At 61.9% G+C, this 16,604-nt stretch carries 11 protein-coding genes; 8 read left to right on the forward strand and 3 right to left on the reverse strand.

The window, feature by feature from the left end:
• The first annotated feature begins 90 nt into the window (after positions 1-90).
• Genes traJ through JANGC3_RS0127405 form a run of 7 tightly spaced genes read left to right on the forward strand, consistent with a single transcriptional unit; the run spans position 91 to position 12,368 of the window.
• Positions 91-462, forward strand: coding sequence for a conjugal transfer transcriptional regulator TraJ (traJ, locus tag JANGC3_RS0127375; protein WP_017879688.1), 372 nt, complete (start codon positions 91-93; stop codon positions 460-462).
• Between the two features lie 34 nt (positions 463-496).
• Positions 497-2,980, forward strand: a complete 2,484-nt coding sequence (gene traI, locus JANGC3_RS0127380) for a TraI/MobA(P) family conjugative relaxase (RefSeq protein ID WP_017879689.1) — start codon at positions 497-499, stop codon at positions 2,978-2,980.
• Positions 2,977-4,956 carry a type IV secretory system conjugative DNA transfer family protein gene (locus tag JANGC3_RS0127385; RefSeq protein WP_017879690.1) on the forward strand — a complete coding sequence of 660 codons (1,980 nt, stop codon included), beginning with the start codon at positions 2,977-2,979 and terminating at the stop codon, positions 4,954-4,956. The genes traI and JANGC3_RS0127385 overlap by 4 nt, the downstream gene beginning before the upstream one ends.
• Positions 4,953-5,495 (forward strand): conjugative transfer signal peptidase TraF, encoded by a 543-nt coding sequence (gene traF / locus JANGC3_RS0127390; protein WP_017879691.1) that lies wholly within the window; start codon positions 4,953-4,955, stop codon positions 5,493-5,495. The genes JANGC3_RS0127385 and traF overlap by 4 nt, the downstream gene beginning before the upstream one ends.
• A gap of 8 nt (positions 5,496-5,503) precedes the next feature.
• Complete coding sequence (locus tag JANGC3_RS0127395; RefSeq protein ID WP_017879692.1) at positions 5,504-7,708, forward strand: DNA topoisomerase 3; 2,205 nt, start codon at positions 5,504-5,506, stop codon at positions 7,706-7,708.
• Between the two features lie 21 nt (positions 7,709-7,729).
• Positions 7,730-8,080: a hypothetical protein gene (locus JANGC3_RS34255; protein ID WP_017879693.1), complete on the forward strand. Its 351-nt coding sequence runs from the start codon at positions 7,730-7,732 to the stop codon at positions 8,078-8,080.
• A 4-nt stretch (positions 8,081-8,084) separates the two neighbouring features.
• Entirely contained in the window at positions 8,085-12,368 is a 4,284-nt protein-coding gene (locus JANGC3_RS0127405) for a zincin-like metallopeptidase domain-containing protein (RefSeq protein ID WP_442905271.1), read from the forward strand.
• Between the two features lie 436 nt (positions 12,369-12,804).
• Here the strand turns inward: JANGC3_RS0127405 and JANGC3_RS0127415 are convergent, their stop codons facing one another.
• Positions 12,805-13,497: an IS6 family transposase gene (locus JANGC3_RS0127415; protein ID WP_017879698.1), complete on the reverse strand. Its 693-nt coding sequence runs from the start codon at positions 13,495-13,497 to the stop codon at positions 12,805-12,807.
• 43 nt (positions 13,498-13,540) lie between these two features.
• Positions 13,541-14,314 carry a transposase gene (locus JANGC3_RS30370; RefSeq protein WP_232429834.1) on the reverse strand — a complete coding sequence of 258 codons (774 nt, stop codon included), beginning with the start codon at positions 14,312-14,314 and terminating at the stop codon, positions 13,541-13,543.
• A 160-nt stretch (positions 14,315-14,474) separates the two neighbouring features.
• On the opposite strand from JANGC3_RS30370, the gene JANGC3_RS34185 reads away from it, so the two are divergent.
• Positions 14,475-14,609 (forward strand): hypothetical protein, encoded by a 135-nt coding sequence (locus JANGC3_RS34185; protein ID WP_269746287.1) that lies wholly within the window; start codon positions 14,475-14,477, stop codon positions 14,607-14,609.
• 164 nt (positions 14,610-14,773) lie between these two features.
• Here the strand turns inward: JANGC3_RS34185 and JANGC3_RS0127425 are convergent, their stop codons facing one another.
• Entirely contained in the window at positions 14,774-16,519 is a 1,746-nt protein-coding gene (locus JANGC3_RS0127425) for a methyl-accepting chemotaxis protein (RefSeq protein ID WP_157407077.1), read from the reverse strand.
• Positions 16,520-16,604: the final 85 nt, after the last annotated feature.

The following is a 16,604-nucleotide window of genomic DNA, read 5'->3' on the forward strand; positions in this document are numbered from 1 at the left end:
GCCTGCGGCGCTCAACGGGACTCCTGCTCTGCGAGGCCAGGCGGCTACCGCCGCCAACCCCATCGCCTGCCGGCGAACAAGGACAACAGCATGACGGACAAGGCAACAAAAGTGACTCGGAAGCACAAGCACCTTCGGGTGCCGGTGCTTCCAGATGAGGAAGTCTTAATCGCGCAGAACGCACGGGCCGCCAACCTCCCGGTGGCGGTCTTCCTGCGCAAAATCGGACAAGGCTACGAAGCACGCAGCATCCTGGACAATCGCCGCGTGGAGGAACTGGCGCGCATCAATGGCGACCTCGGGCGCTTGGGCGGTCTGTTGAAACTCTGGCTGACGAACGATGCCCGTACGGCCGAGTTTGGCGAGGCGACCATACGCGCCCTACTCTCCAAGATCGAAGCCACCCAGGACCAAATGCACGGGGTCATGCGCGAAGTGCTGATTCCGAGGGCGCAGCGGTGAAAACTTTAGCCGCTAAAGTTTTTGGGCGGGCGGCATGATCGTCAAGCACATCCCCATGGAGACCGTTCAGAAGAGCGACTTCGGGGAGCTGGTCGAGTACATGACCGATCCGCAGAACAAGAACGAGCGCGTCGGCACCGTCACCGTGACGAACTGCAAATCCGAGCAGGCCGAAATCGCCATGCTCGAAGTGCTGAACACCCAAATCCAAAACAAGCGCTCGGAAGCGGACAAGACCTACCACCTGATGGTCAGCTTTCGCCACGGCGAGCTGCCCGACGATGCCACGCTGAAAGCTATCGAGGAACGCATTTGCGCGACGCTGGGATTCGCCGAGCATCAACGCATCAGCGCGGTCCACCACGACACAGACAATGTGCATATCCACATTGCCATCAACAAGATTCACCCTACCCGCTACACCATCAATGAGCCGTACAACGCCTATCACACGCTCGCGAAGCTTTGCGAAAAACTGGAGAGCGACTGCGGCCTGGAAAAAGACAATCACACGCCGACGAAAGGACGCGGCGAGAATCGCGCCGCCGACATGGAGAGGCATTCGGACGTGGAGAGCCTGCTTGGCTGGATCAAACGTGAATGCCAGGACCAGATACGCAGCGCGCAGTCCTGGTCGTCGCTGCATGAGGTCATGCGCGACCACGGACTCGAAATCCGGGAGCATGCCAACGGGCTGATTATCAGCGCCGAAAACGGCATCAGCGTGAAGGCCAGCTCGGTGCATCGCGAGTTTTCCAAGAAAGGCCTGGAAGGGCGCTTGGGCAGCTTCACGAAGTCGCAGGCGGCGGCCATGGGCACCCCCAAGAAGCGCTACGAGAAGAAGCCGATGCGCTCGAAGGCCAATACCGTCGAACTGCACGCCAGGTACAAACAGGCACAACAAACGGCCACGGCCAGCAGGGCGACCGAGTGGTCCAAGGCCATCGCACGCAAGAACCGGCTGATCGAGGATGCGAAGCGGACCGGCCGATTGAAGCGGGCGGCAATCAAGATCAGCGGATCGCCGGGGATCGGCAAGAAGGTCATGTACGCGGCCACCAGAAAGACATTGCGCGACGACATTGCCGCCATCAACAAGGAGTACATGAAGGAGCGGCAGGCGATATACGAGAAATACCAGCGTCTGGCCTGGGCCGACTGGCTGCGTAAAGAGGCCACGGTGGGCGACCAGGAAGCCCTGGAAGCGCTGCGTTCCCGCGAAGCGTCAACGGGACTGCGAGGCAATACCGTGGCAGGGAAGGGCGCTCAAAAAGCCGGAGCGGCCCCTTCCCAGCATGACAGCATCACCAAGCGCGGCACGATCATCTACAAGGTCGGCGCCAGTGCCGTGCGCGACGACGGCGACAAGCTCAACGTGTCGCGGGGCGCCGACGACGCGGCCCTGCTTGCGGCACTGCGCATGGCGGCCGAGCGGTACGGCAACACCATCACCGTCAACGGCGCCGCCGCGTTCAAGGAACAAATCGCACGGGTGGCAGCCGCCGCCAACCTTCCCATCAACTTTGCCGACGCTGCCCTTGAAGCGCGCCGCCAGCAGTTGACCCAACCCCACACCACGAAGGAGAACACCCATGGAAGCTATAGCAGAAACGACAAGCGGCAAGTCCGAGGACGAGCTGATCGCGGACGCGATGGACGCGCTGGACAGGCCGCCGTCCGCGCAGCCGCCAGCCGCGCCGCAAGCGGCGCAGCGGGAGCCGCAGCCGCCCCAAGCCCAGGACGACGCGGATATGCCGACAGCGTTAAGCCCGACACTGGAAAAGCTGGACAGTCTCCGTCGCCCCAAGCCCGGAACGCTGTGCGAGGTTTGCCCGAACTCGGTGTGGTTCACGTCGCCGAAAGAGGTGAAATGCTATTGCCGCGTCATGTACCTGGTGGTGTGGAGCAGCAAGGAGCAAAACCAAATAACTGGGTGCGACGGGATATACGTGGGCCAGGAAGAGTAAAGCCGGTCGGTGCCTTCCAGCCGGTCCCGGCCGCAAAGGCGCACGTTGGCAAACCCAAGATCGGCAAGCTCGGCACCGCGCCACCGCCAGCGAGCAAGGACCGCCTTCGGCCCTTGTCGCAGCTCGGCGCCATCAGCATCGGCGACCACGGCGGCGCGGCAACGCCGATCCCGGCACCGGCACTGCTGCCGGCGCAACCGCAAGCGCCACGCCCCGAGGCGGGAATTCGCCGCGACATATTCGAATTGGATAAAAAATCGCCTGGCGATACCGCCGCTGACAAATATATCGCTGAGCGAGAACAAAAGCGGGCGAAAGTATTCGATATACCGAAGCATATAAGATACAATTTTACTAATGATGCAACCGTGCTATTTGGCGGATTGCGTCAAATCGACGGGCAGGCCCTGGCCCTGCTCAAGCAGGGCGAAGAGGTCATTGTCTTGCCGGTAGACGACGCGACCGCCCGCCGTCTCAAGCGGGTGACAGTCGGGGAGCAGATCGGCGTGACGGCCAAGGGTGCCATCAAAACGAAAGGACGAAGCAGATGAACGACCGGTTCAACAATGCGGTAGGACCGCAGGTACGCGCCAAGAAGCAAGGACCGGGGAAAGTCATCCCGGCCCTGGCCGCCTTGTCGCTGGGGGGAGGGCTGCAGGCAGCAACGCAGTTCTTCGCAAACGACATGCGCTATCAGGAAGCACTCGGCGCGAACGTCAACCACTTCTACGCACCGTGGGGAATCATCCAGTGGGCGGCCAAGTGGTACGGGCAGTACCCGGACGCATTCATGCGCGCCGGCAGCGTCGGTGTATCCGTGGCCGGCGTCGGCCTCATCAGCCTGGTCGTCGTCAAGATGGTCATGGCGAACACCTCGAAGGTCAATGAATACCTGCACGGTTCGGCCCGCTGGGCGAACAAGAAGGACATTCAGGATGCGGGGCTGCTGCCGCGTCCGCGCAAATGGCACGAGATACTGCGCGGCGCCCAACCGGCCGCCAGCAACGGCGTCTACGTGGGAGCCTGGGTGGACAGCAAGGGCAAGCTGCAATACCTGCGCCACAACGGCCCGGAGCACGTCCTGACATACGCGCCGACCCGTTCGGGCAAAGGCGTCGGCCTGGTGGTGCCGACACTGCTGTCCTGGCCCGACAGTTGCGTGATCACCGATCTCAAGGGCGAGCTGTGGGCCATGACGGCGGGCTGGCGGCAGAAGTACGCGAAAAACAAGGTGCTGCGCTTCGAACCGGCCGATCCGAATTGCGAGGTGTTCCACAATGCGATGGATGAAATCCGCATCGGTACCGGCAACGAAGTCGGCGACGTGCAAAGCCTGGCCACCCTGATTGTCGATCCGGACGGCAAGGGCCTGGAATCGCACTGGCAGAAGACCAGCCAGGCGCTCCTGGTCGGCGTCATTCTGCACGCGCTTTACAAGAAGAAGAACGAAGGCACGCCGGCATCGCTGCCTTACGTTGACCATATGCTGGCCGATCCGAACCGCAGCACGGCCGAACTGTGGATGGAAATGGCAACCTACAGCCACGTCAACGGCAAGAACCACCCAGCGGTCGGCGCCGCCGCCCGCGACATGATGGACCGCCCGGAGGAAGAAGCCGGTTCCGTCCTGTCAACCGCCAAGTCCTACCTGGCCCTGTACCGCGATCCCATCGTGGCGCGCAATGTGAGTTCGTCCAGCTTCCGCATCAAGGACCTGATGAACCATGACAGCCCGGTAAGCCTGTACATCGTGACGCAGCCGAACGACAAGGCCCGCCTGCGCCCGCTGGTGCGGATCATGATGAACCAGATCGTGCGCCTGCTGGCCGACAAAATGGAATTCGAGCGCATCCAGGCAAGCATGCCCTGGTGGCGCCGGCTGCTCGCTAAGGCGGGCATCGCCCAGGCCGCCGAAACCTACATCCGTTCCAAGAAGGGCTACAAGCATCGGCTGCTGGGCATGATCGACGAGTTCCCGAGCCTCGGCAAGCTGGAAATCCTGCAGGAGTCGCTGGCATTCGTTGCCGGTTACGGTATCAAGTTCTACCTGATCTGCCAGGACATCAACCAGCTCAAGAGCCGGGAGACCGGGTACGGCCCCGACGAGACCATCACATCGAACTGCCACGTCCAGAACGCGTATCCGCCCAACAGGGTCGAGACCGCCGACCACCTGTCGAAACTGACGGGAACGACGACGGTGGCGAAGGAGCAGATCACGACCAGCGGCCGGCGCACCAGCGGCATGCTGGGCCAGGTCTCGCGGACCATTCAGGAAGTCCAGCGCCCGCTGCTGACGACCGACGAATGTCTGCGGATGCCAGGCCCGAAGAAGGACGGCGAACTGATCGTGGAAGCCGGCGACATGGTGGTCTACGTCGCAGGGTTCCCGGCCATCTACGGCCGCCAGCCGCTGTACTTCCAGGACAAGACCTTTACGGCGCGCGCCGCCGTCGAGGAACCCAAACACAGCGACAAGGTACGCAACGTCCCGGCCGCGACAGAAGAAAAGGCGATCACGATATGAAACTGAAACCCATCCTGCGCAGGATCACCGTCGTGACCGCCATTACGGGCCTGTCCATCACCGCGCTCGGCCTGCTGTTCTACGTAGCAGGCGGCCGGGTCAACACCACCAGGAGCATTCCGGTCGGGCTGTACTGGACCAGCAGCCAGCCGGTGGAGAAGGGCGCCTACGTGCTGCTTTGCCCGCCACCGGGCGAAGTGATCGCGGAAGCCAAGCGGCGCGGCTACCTCGCCACCGGTTTTTGCCCCGGCAAGCTCGGTTACATGATGAAGAAAATTTTAGCGGCTAAAGACGACGCCGTTGCGATCACCGATGCCGGCGTGACGGTCAATGGCGCGATGCTGCCGCTCAGCGCGCCCATGGTGATGGACAAATTCGACCGGCCGCTGCCGCGCTACCAGCACGCCAAATTCACCATCAGCGACAACGAAGTCCTGGTCATGTCCGACGTTAACGGCAAGTCTTTCGACGGCCGCTACTTCGGCCCGATCCTGCGTTCCCAAATCCAGACCGTCATCGTGCCGGTCTTCACCTGGTAGGAGGCGATATGAAACTGTTCATTGCGGAGAAGCCGGAGCTGGCGAAAGCCATCGTTGAAGGCTTGGGAGGTGGGAGTCGGAAGGACGGCTACTACGAGTGCGGCGACAGCAAGGTGGCCTGGTGCTTCGGCCACATGCTGCAACTGCTCGATCCGGAGGACTACGACGAGCGGTACAAGGTCTGGTCGATGGACGACCTGCCCATGTCGCATATCCCCTGGCGCAAGAAGCCGAGCGGCGACGCCAGCAGCCAGAAGCAGCTCCAGGTCATCACCGGCCTGCTCAAGCAGGCCAGCAGCGTCGTCAATGCAGGCGACCCGGACGAAGAAGGACAGCTCCTGGTCGATGAAATCCTGGAATACGCGAATTGCCGCCTGCCAGTGCAGCGCGTCCTCATCAACAGCAACACGCCTATCGCCGTAAAAAAGGCGCTCGGCGCGATGCGGGACAACAAGGAGTTCGCCGGCATGTCGGCCGCCGCCGAAGCCCGCAGCGTGGGCGACCAGCTCTACGGCTACAACCTGACCAGGGCGTACACCCTGGCCGCCCGCGCCAAGGGCTACCAGGGCGTCATGAGTGTCGGCCGCGTGCAGACCCCCATCGTCGGCATGGTGGTGCGCCGCACCCGTGCCTTCAAGGCCCATGCGAAAGCCTTCTACTACAACGTCACGGGGCAGTTCGACGTGGCCGGCGTGGCCTTCCCGGCCCGGTACCAGGTCGTTGACGGCGACCCCGTGGACGAGAAGCGCCGCCTCACCAATGAGGCCCACGCCCAGGGCATCGCCGCCGCTGTCAAGGGACAGCCGGCCCGAATTGTCAGTGCCAAGACCACGAGCGAGGAAAAACACCCGCCGCTGCCCTACAACCTGCTCAAGCTGCAGACGGACGCATCGCGCAAGTACGGGTACAAACCGGATCAGACCAAAGACATTACCCAAGCGCTGCGCGAGAAGCACAAGCTGATTACGTACAACCGCAGCGACTGCGAATACCTTCCGGACGAAATGCACGCCGAAGGACCGACTGTATTGGCAGCCATCGCGAAAACCGCGCCGATCCTGGCCGCCGCCGCGCAGCGCGGCGACCCGACCATCAAGAGCCGGGCATTCAATTCGGCCAAGGTATCAGCCCACCACGGGATCATCCCGACCGAGACTGTCGCCGACCTGGCCAACCTGAGCGAAAGCGAGCAGAAAATCTACCTGCTGATCGCTCGCGCCTACATCGCCCAATTCTGGCCGAAACAGCAGTTCGACCGCACCGATGTGCTGGTCGAGGTGGCCGGCCACCGTTTCGGGGTCCGTGCCGACGTGACAACGCGGGCCGGCTGGCTCGCCCTGTACAAGAACGACGCCGGCAATGAGGACCTGGAGGGCGACGAGAGCGCCGTCGCGGTTGACATTCGGGCGCTGCGCGACGGCCAGGCCGGCACCTGCACCGACACCGAGGCGGCCCAGCAGGAAACGAAGCCGCTGCCGCTGTACACGATGGCGACCCTGCTGACGGACCTGACCCGCGTAGCGAAGTACATACGCGACGACCGGCTGCGCAAGCTGCTGCTCGACAAGGACAAGGGCAAGGAAGGCGAACATGGCGGCATCGGCACGCCAGCGACCAGGGACAGCATCATCAAGACGCTGTTCGACCGATCGTACCTGGTCGAGCAAGGCAAGAACATTGTCCCGACCAAAACGGCGGAAGAGTTCTACGACGCCTTGCCCGACCAGGCCAAGTTCCCGGACATGACCGCCCTATGGCACGAGCAGCAAAAATCCATCAAGGCCGGCGAGCGCGACACGGTGTCGTTCGTCACCGAACTGATGGAGTACATCGCCGGCGAAGTGGCCGGCGTCAAGGATCACGGGCTGGACATCAAGGTCGATATCCACCCGTGCCCGACATGCGCGAAGCCACTGGCGCGCATCAAGAAGAAGGACAAGAACGAATTCTTTTGGGGCTGCAGCGGCTACAGCGATGGCTGCAAATACTCGTGCGAAGACAAGGCGGGCAAGCCGGTACCGAAGGAAGTGCCGAAGGTCTCGGAGCTGCACAAGTGCATGTCGTGCGGAAAAGGCCTGTCCCGTCGCCCGAGTCCCAAGAAGAAGGGCGCGTTCTGGTGGAGCTGCAGCGATTACCCTACCTGCAAGCAGTCGTACAACGATGTCAAGGGCAAACCCGACTACAGCAAGCCGAAGTCTGCAGCCGCCGCGTAATCAACTTTCAAGGAGTACATCATGACCGTTCATATCGGAACCATCACTTTCCCCCTCGGGACCGACGCCACCCAAAACAAGGCGCTGCTTGAGCCGCCAGCGCCCGACGGCGCCGGCAGCGGCCCCGTCATCGAGAAGCTGCAGGATGCCCTCACGCCTGGCTACCAGGCCGAATTCGACCCGACCGAGGCCGAGGCGGCTGGCGCGTTCCAGGAGGACGCGCTGAGCGAGGCCGACGCGCTCGCCAGCACCCACGACACGGCGCACTTCGCCAGCGAGCCGGAAATCATCCCCCTGTTTGCACCGGCCCGCACCGGCAAGGGCGTCGGCCTGGTCATTCCTGGCGCGCTCGACACGCCAGTGAAGGAGTAAGCGGGTGGCCTTGTCAATCGAGCAGTGCAAGGAAATGGTCCTTGAATTCTGCTCGATCTACCCCGTCGCGGCACATGTCGCATTCAAGATTCGTAATACCCAAGAGGAATTGTATGGACCAGAAGCCACCAAAGAAAAAGCCGGCACCATCCTCGGTGCGTTTTGTCCCGAACGACGACAAGCGGACTTCGCCGCTTCCAACTTTCGTGACGCGGACGAGTTTAAAGGAACTCTTAGACACGAAGTCCTCGGGCACTTCGGAATCAACACCTTTACCGCCGACGAAAAAGCCGGAGTCTTAACGGCCATTGTCGAGGCCCGCGACCAGCCTGTCTTGCGTGGTCTCTGGCGAAAGATTGACAAGCTGTACGAGGATCGGCCCGAGCGCATCCGGGCCGAAGAGGTCTTTGCCTTCACATGCGAGGCGATCCGACCGGACAGACCAGTCGATCCGATTCAAGCAGAAAAGTCGTACAGGGAGGTCTGCGTGGAACGCACCAGGCCAATGACCGAACGGGACCTGACCAATATCACGTCCATGGTTGCCCAGGGAATGCGCGAACAGACGCGAGAGCCGCAGGAACACCCTTGGGCCGATTACGAAATGCGAAGAGGTGACAACATGGAAAACGAAAAAAAGCCGTTCCACGAGACCGTCGCGGAAAAGCTGATCGAGCAATTGAAACAAGGCACCGCCCCGTGGCAGAAGCCGTGGGAACCCGGCGAGGCCGGCGCCAACATGCCCGTCAACCCCACGACGGGCAAGCGCTACAAAGGCATCAATGCCCTGCAGCTCATGAGCGAGGGCCGCGAGGACCAGCGCTGGATGACGTACAAGCAGGCGGCGGCGGTCGATGCCCAGGTCCGCAAGGGCGAGAAAGGCACGCCGATCCAATACTGGAAATTCAGCGAAGACCAGAACAAGACGGACGCGGCCGGCAAGCCGATCCTCGACAACAAGGGCGATCCGGTCAAAGAGACCGTCCAACTTGAGCGGCCAAGGGTGTTCTTCGCCACCGTATTTAACGCCGAGCAGATCGACGGACTGCCGCCGCAGCAGCCACGCCCGCAGCAGGCCTGGAACGCCGTCGAGCGGGCCGAGCAAATACTGCAGGCCTCGGGCGCGACGATCCGCCATGGCGAACACGACCGCGCTTTCTACCGTCCATCGAGCGACAGCATCCACTTGCCGGAAAAGGACCAGTTCCCGACAGCGGACAATTACTACGCGACGGCCCTGCACGAGCTGGGCCATTGGACCGGCCACGGCACCCGGCTCGACCGCGACCTGGTGCATCCCTTCGGCAGCGAAGGCTATGCAAAGGAAGAGCTGCGCGCTGAAATTGCCAGTATGATCCTGGGCGACGAGCTGGGCATCGGCCACGATCCCGAGCAGCATGCCGCGTATGTCGGGTCTTGGATCAAGGCCCTCGAAGATGATCCGCTCGAGATTTTCCGCGCAGCGGCCGACGCCGAAAAAATTCAGGAGTACGTCATGGGCCTGGAACAGAAGCACGAACAGGAGCTGGCCACCTCGGAGGCCCTTAACGTCGCAGTCGAACAGGTGCTGCGCTACACCGACACGTCCAACATCGAGGACGAACAGCTTGCCATGGTCGAAGCCCGGATTTATCAGGTGAAGAGCTTGGGTTTCGCCACGCTGCAGGATGTCACTGGCAGCGATCCGACGCTGTTCCACGAAACCGCCCTTACGCGCCTCGCCCCGGCATTTGACCTCGACAACCCGGCACCAGCCACCGCCTATTTTGAAGGCCTCGACCACCAGGCACTGGCCCGCGAGTTCGCCGACAAGGCCCAGGAGCTTGTACAGACCGAGCGCCATCAGGAAACCGTTGCGCGGACAGCAGTTCCAGACCAAACGGCCGCGCAGCAAGCCAGCGAGGATCGGGCCGAGGCCTGGACGCTGACCCGCATCGAGAAGGACAGCCTGGCGCGCGCCCTGGACGGCGCCAGCGAGGCGCAGCTCAAGCGCGTCGATAAAGTCCTGGCCGACATGGAACCGCTGTCGGCCGACAATCCGTTCTGGCAGCGCAACGAGCTGCCGCAGGACGTAGCTGCGCTGGCCGACAAGATCGAGAGCGCGAAGGAGCTGGTGACGGTGCGCCAGGCCGACGCCATCGTTGCCGCCGCACGGCTTGACCTGGTGACCGGCCAGGCCTTCGGCCGGGAGCGTGCCGGCGACGGCGAAGCCATGGACCGCGATGCCGAGCAAAACCTTGGCTTCACGCTCCCGCACGACTGGACCGGCGGGGTCCAGGTGCAAGGCAATATCAAGCGGTACATTGACGACTCCGAATGGGTTGTCATGCCGGCAGCGAACAGGGGCGAGAAGCCGGAATTTTGGGGCGTCTACGCCCAGCTCGGCGACGGCACCCATCAGCACCTGGCCGACAGGCCGACCGAGCTGCAGGCCGACGAGCTGGCCGAGCGCCTGGCCGTGATCGACGCCCGGTCCACCGTCAGCGAACACGAAAAGGCGGCCAAACTCGCCCGCGTCAACGAGGAACGGGTTCGCCGCAACCCCGACAGCACCGACGAGGACATTTCAGCGGCTAAAGACGCTCGCAAGAATGCCGAGTTCGCCGCGACCACCAACGACGCCGACCTGCAGCGCAGGATCGAATTTGAAGAGCGTCAGCGCGCCCAGCCGGCAGCGCCGGCCGAAGCGCGCCAGGATGCCCCTAAAAACCTGATCGCCGTTCCGTACAAGGAAAAGGAGGAAGCCAAGGCGCTCGGGGCGAAATGGGACCGCAAGGAACAGTCCTGGTACGTTCCGCAAAACGTCGACCCGGCCCCATTCGCAAAATGGACGCAGCAACCGGCCCAAACGGCCGCAGGCGAGGCGCAAGCGCGTGTGACGGCCGCTGACACGCCGGCAGTCCCCAAGGCCGCAGAAGGCCGCGTGTACCTCGCCGTGCCCTATAGCGAACGCACCGCGGCCAAGGCGGCCGGCGCCGAATGGGACAAGATGGCCAAGTCCTGGTACGCGGGTCCAAAGGCCGACCTTGCAAAGCTGGACAAGTGGAAGCCGGAAAATGTGCCGGCCGAGCAGGGACCGGCGATGACGCCAAGGGAAGAATTTGCCGATGCGCTGCGCTCGATTGGGTGCGTGGTCCCTGCCGGCAGCGAGCATCCCATCATGGACGGCACGAAGCGCCGCATCACTGTCGAGGGCGAGAAGTTCAGCGAAAAATCCGGGTCAGGCTTCTACGTCGGCCACATGGACGGCCATCCGGCCGGCTATATGAAGAACAACCGGACGGGCAACGACCTCACCTGGAAGGCCAAGGGCTACACGCTCGATCCGGAACAAAAGGCTTTGCTGGCCGCCCAGGCGGCCGAGAAGCTGCAGCAGCGCGAAGCCGAGCTGTCCAAGCAGCAGGAGCAGGCCGCCAAGCGGGTCGGCAAGGAGCTGGGCAAGCTGGTGCCGGTGACGGTGGCCACGCCGTACATGCAGGCCAAGGGCATCGAGCCGCATGCCGGCGCCCTGACCGACAAGGACGGCAAGAAGACGTACCTGCCGGCCACCGATGTCGATGGCAAACAATGGACGACGCAGTACATCAAGGAGGACGGCACCAAGCGCTTCGCCAAGGACAGCAAGAAGGAAGGATGCTTCCACGTCGTCGGCGGCATGGACGAGCTGGCGAAGGCGCCGGCCATCGTCATCGGCGAAGGCTACGCCACCGCCGCCAGCCTGAAACAATCGCTCGGCTTTGCCACTGTATCGGCGTTCGACTCGGGCAACCTGGCCGCCGTGGCCCAGGCGTTGCACCAGAAGTTTCCGGACAAGCCGGTCGTGATTGCCGGCGACGACGACCGGCACCTGGAAGTGACCCAGGGCGCCAATCCCGGCCGCAGCAAGGCCGAGGAAGCGGCCAAGCTGGTCGGCGGCAAGCTGATGATGCCGATCTTTGCGCCTGGCGAGAACAGCTATCCGGTCAACCTGGAACCAGTGACCCCAGACAAATACCGAGAACACCAGCGCACCGGCAAAGCCCTGAGCGACGAGCAGACGGCGGCGCTGGCGCAGATGAAGCAGTTCACGGATTTCAACGACCTGGCGAACAAGAGCGCGCTCGGCATCGAAGGGATCGACCGCCAGGTGCGGTCTCTGGTCGATTCCGTCATCGAGAAGCACCAGGCGGCGCAGGCGCAGTCCGAGCAGCAGGAGCAGGATCACGGCGCCACCGTCGAGCCAGAGAAGGAGAAAAAGGCGCAGCAGGTCGAGGCGCCGAAGCGCCGCAGGGCCGCGAAGGTCGCGTAATCAATCGCCGGGCGGCCGCTACGACCCGCCCGGCTCACCCACATGGAGAACATCATGGCATCCGTCAACAAAGTCGTCATCGTCGGCAACCTCAGCCGCGACCACGAAATCCGCTATCATTTGCAGATAGCGTGAGCACACCTATCGTCATTTGCAGTTATCGTGAGCCGGAATTGGCGTCGAATGCGAGCACGGCCACTTTCAAACGCGAGCCCGGCGAGACCGGGCGATTTTTATAACCAAGAAAAACCGAACACATGCCATTTTTAGACTGGGTGAACAAGAATCAAGCGAAGGAGACCACTCGGGAGGTTCCCTATCACTTGCTCAAACAGGAGTCCGTCCACGGGGACGTATCTGGTGCCAGTGCCGACAACCGGTTCTGTCGCGTTGTTGATCAAACGGCGGAAATTGGCCGAAAACGGAGCTGCTCCCCTCAAACTGGACGGACCACTCCTGCCATCGCAGAAAATTGGTCGGCGAACGACATCGCCTCAGCGCCGTCGATCTCGAACTGACCTTTGCGGATCATGTGCATCAGCTCTATTCCAGCCAGCACCGAACTGGCGGACCGGAACGATTTGAAGTTGAGCATGGGCCTGGTCATCCGCTTGATGGCGCGATGGTCCTGCTCGACGATGTTGTTGAGGTATTTGACTTGGCGCACCATAATCTGGACGTCGCGACCAGCGTTGACCTCGTCGATCGCCGCCTTGTTGGCACCGCTCTTGTCCATCGCGATCTTGTCGGGATCGCCGTTCGCCCCCATCGCCTTTTCGAAGAAGCGCTTCGCTGCAGCCATGTCGCGCTTGGCTGTCAACAGGAAGTCGACGGTCTTACCCTGCTTGTCGACAGCGCGGTAGAGGTATTTCCAGACCCCTTTGACCTTGATATAGGTCTCATCCATTCGCCAGCTGCCACCGACCGGGCGCTTGTGTTTCCGGGCCATCTTTTCGATGAGCGGCAGGAAACGAACCGCCCACCGGTTGATCGACGAATGGTCGACCGACACGCCGCGCTCTTCCATCATCTCCTCGAGGTGCCGGTAACTCAGCGGGTAGGCTGCATACCAACGGATGCAGACCAGGATCACATCGATAGGAAAGCGTATCCCTTTGAAATTGATCATATCGATTCGTCATGAGTTCGGGCGCCGCAGTTTACCTGATTGGTCAGTTGACGTTCGCTAATGCGACAGAACCCTTGAAGGCCTCCTCGATGCGCCAGCGTTGGTGGTACAGGTCGCCGAACACGCTGGCCGGAAAGCGTATGACGTCGAACAGATTGGTCATCAGCACGCGCACCTTGCCGGTCGAGGCGACGTGGCGGACCAGGCGCACAGTTTGCCGCGCTGGTGGGCACTCGTAGTCGGTGCAGTCGCGTCGGTCTGGCGCTTTTAGCGTGACCACGGCTTCGGCCAAGCCACTGCGCAGGAACTCGCGCACGCAGGCGAAGCCGGCGTTGCCGGCGCGCTCGACACGCATGCAGAAACCGACGCCGCGCTGGCTCAGCGCGGCAGGCAACCAGCGGCACGGGTAGCCGCGGTCCATGAGCAGCAGGTCGCCGGGACCGAGCCGGTCGAGATGCTGGAAGAGCATCTGGCGCTCATTCTCGTGGACGCTATGAAGCGAAGCGGCCAGCATCATTTCGGCGCCGGGCAGAAACAGGCCGAAGGCGATTTGGTCGGCGCTGGCCGGGTTGGCCACGGTGCTGGCGCGCAGTCCGAAGCGTAAGGTCGAGGCGTCGGCCGCGACCAGGCGCAGGCCATGCCAGCGCGGCACGAAGCCGGCGCCGTCGGCGCGCGCGACCAGCCAGTCGTTGAGAGACGGAATGGCGGTGGCGGCGAGCTTGGCGCGGGCGCGCGAGAACGCGCGTTCGGAAACGTGGTGCACCAGTTGCGCCTGCTGTTCGAGGTGGCCGAAGAACTCGCCAAGCTCAGCGCGCACACTCTTACGCATACCGCCGAGCATGGCGGCCAGCAGGCAGGGCAAAGGTAGCTTGCGTTCTCGGCAAAATGCGTTTGGATGGTCGGCATGGCGGGCCTGGGCATGGAATTGGGGCGATTGCAGGTGTTGCGCAAATGCGGCATACAGGGAAGACAAAGACATGGCGGCCAATGAGGTCAAAAAGACCCTATTGGCCGCCGCCCTGCCGCCGCGAAAAGACCCGCATCCGCAGGGCGGCGGCCGCGCGAAGCGGCTCATTTGTCAACAATTATTTGAAGGTGGCGCTTTGTTTTGAGTTCGGGTTGCGCTTAAGTCCGGTAGATTGGGCCGCTTGGGGGTGTAAGCCGGAACCGCCGAAAATTCCGCCAGAGCAGGCTGTATGAGCACATAAGGAAGGCGAGGGAAACGGAAAAAATAGTACGCTAAGCTTTCAACACTCGTTTTCTGTGGGCTCCAAGGTTAGAACTGCTCCCATTCCTCGTTCGTACCTGACGGCGCGTTCCCGATCTTTCTGAGGGGCGCACTACTGTCTGCTGCGATTCTGACCGGACTCGGTTTCTTGCGGAGCGGCTTGATAATGCCGTGCGCGGCTGCTGCACGTTGCGGTTTGGCGGTCGGCGCCGCTGCTGTCATCTGCAAGCCATCCAACTTGAATACGCTAACCACTTCCGCTAGATTGCAGGCCTGTTCCTGCAACGATTCGGCCGCTGCTGCTGCTTCCTCCACCAGTGCCGCATTCTGTTGCGTCACGGTGTCCATCTCGGTAATGGCTTGATTGATCTGATTGATGCCCGCTTCCTGCTCGCGGCTGGCAGCAGTGATCTCACCCATTATGTCGGTCACCCGCTTGACGCTGGCGACGATCTCGTCCATCGTCGTGCCAGCCTGACTGACCAATTTGCTGCCGGCATCGACTTTTTCGACCGAATCGCCGATCAGCGTCTTGATTTCCTTGGCGGCGGCGGCCGAGCGTTGCGCCAAGTTGCGCACTTCGGATGCCACCACCGCAAAGCCGCGTCCCTGTTCGCCGGCGCGCGCCGCTTCGACCGCCGCGTTCAGCGCCAGAATATTGGTCTGGAACGCGATGCCGTCGATCACGCCGATGATGTCGACGATCTTCTTGGACGATTCGTTGATCGAGCTCATGGTGTCGACCACTTGCGATACGACTGTACCGCCTTTGACCGCCACGTCCGACGCGGAGATGGCCAACTGATTGGCCTGGCGCGCGTTGTCGCTGTTTTGCTTGACGGTGGAAGTCAGTTCTTCCATCGAGGAGGCGGTTTCCTCCAGTGAACTGGCTTGCTGTTCGGTGCGCGATGACAGGTCCAGGTTGCCGGACGCGATCTGACTGGACGCCGTAGCGATGGCGTCGGTGCCACTGCGCACTTGGCCGACAATATTGGCGATGCTGTCGCGCATGGTCTTAATCCCATGCAGCAAGCTCGAGTTGTCACTCCCCTTGAGCTCAATCGACACCGTCAGATCGCCTTCGGCGATGCGGCGGGTGATACCGGCTGCATAATCCGGTTCGCCGCCGAGCTGTTTTAACAGGCCGCGTCCAATCACGACGCCGACCGCCAGCAAGATGCCACCCAGGATTAGCGAAGCGAGCGAAAAATTTAGCACCCTGTTCCAGATCGTCGCATCAACCGTATCGATATACACACCCGAGCCAATGATCCAGCCCCAAGGCGCGAACCCCTTCACGTATGACACCTTCTGTACCGGTTTGTCACTGCCTTGCTTGGGCCACATGTAGAACACGAAGCCGGCGTTGGAAGCCTTAACAATCTTCACAAATTCGACAAACAGATGCTTGCCGGTCGGATCCTTGTTGTCGCTCAAGTCCTTGCCTTCCAGATCCGGCTTGATTGGATGCATCAGCATGGTTGGATGCATGTCGTTGATCCAGAAATATTCGGTGTCGCTGTAACGTAGGCCCTTGATGCTGTCCATCGCCTTCTGCTGCGCTTCCTGCTGCGGCAGCACGCCTTTGGCGGCCTGTGTGTTGTAATACTCGAGAATGCCGTATGCGGTTTCCACCGCTTGGCGCACATTGCTTTGTCTTTCGTTCAGAATCAGTGTCCGTTCCGAATACAGGAACAGCGCGGTCAGGACCACGATGCCGATGATCGCGTTCATGGTGAGCAGGCCGAGTTTTTTGGCAATGCTTATGGATTGGATGCGTGATGAGTTCAACATAATGGCCTGTCTATGGTTCGTGTAGGTGGTTACTTGTCCATCGTCTTACTAGTGTTGCTATAAGCTGCCGGCCCGATTTGTCTTA

Origin of the sequence: Janthinobacterium sp. CG3, assembly GCF_000344615.1 — a bacterium.
GTDB lineage: Bacteria > Pseudomonadota > Gammaproteobacteria > Burkholderiales > Burkholderiaceae_D > Janthinobacterium.

Bases quoted from the DNA above. Each gene is read 5' to 3' on its own strand.
- traJ (WP_017879688.1), top strand. From the start codon at position 91: ATGACGGACAAGGCAACAAAAGTGACTCGGAAGCACAAGCACCTTCGG.
- traI (WP_017879689.1), top strand. From the start codon at position 497: ATGATCGTCAAGCACATCCCCATGGAGACCGTTCAGAAGAGCGACTTC.
- JANGC3_RS0127385 (WP_017879690.1), top strand. From the start codon at position 2,977: ATGAACGACCGGTTCAACAATGCGGTAGGACCGCAGGTACGCGCCAAG.
- traF (WP_017879691.1), top strand. From the start codon at position 4,953: ATGAAACTGAAACCCATCCTGCGCAGGATCACCGTCGTGACCGCCATT.
- JANGC3_RS0127395 (WP_017879692.1), top strand. From the start codon at position 5,504: ATGAAACTGTTCATTGCGGAGAAGCCGGAGCTGGCGAAAGCCATCGTT.
- JANGC3_RS34255 (WP_017879693.1), top strand. From the start codon at position 7,730: ATGACCGTTCATATCGGAACCATCACTTTCCCCCTCGGGACCGACGCC.
- JANGC3_RS0127415 (WP_017879698.1), bottom strand. From the start codon at position 13,497: ATGATCAATTTCAAAGGGATACGCTTTCCTATCGATGTGATCCTGGTC.
- JANGC3_RS34185 (WP_269746287.1), top strand. From the start codon at position 14,475: ATGGCGGCCAATGAGGTCAAAAAGACCCTATTGGCCGCCGCCCTGCCG.
- JANGC3_RS0127425 (WP_157407077.1), bottom strand. From the start codon at position 16,519: ATGTTGAACTCATCACGCATCCAATCCATAAGCATTGCCAAAAAACTC.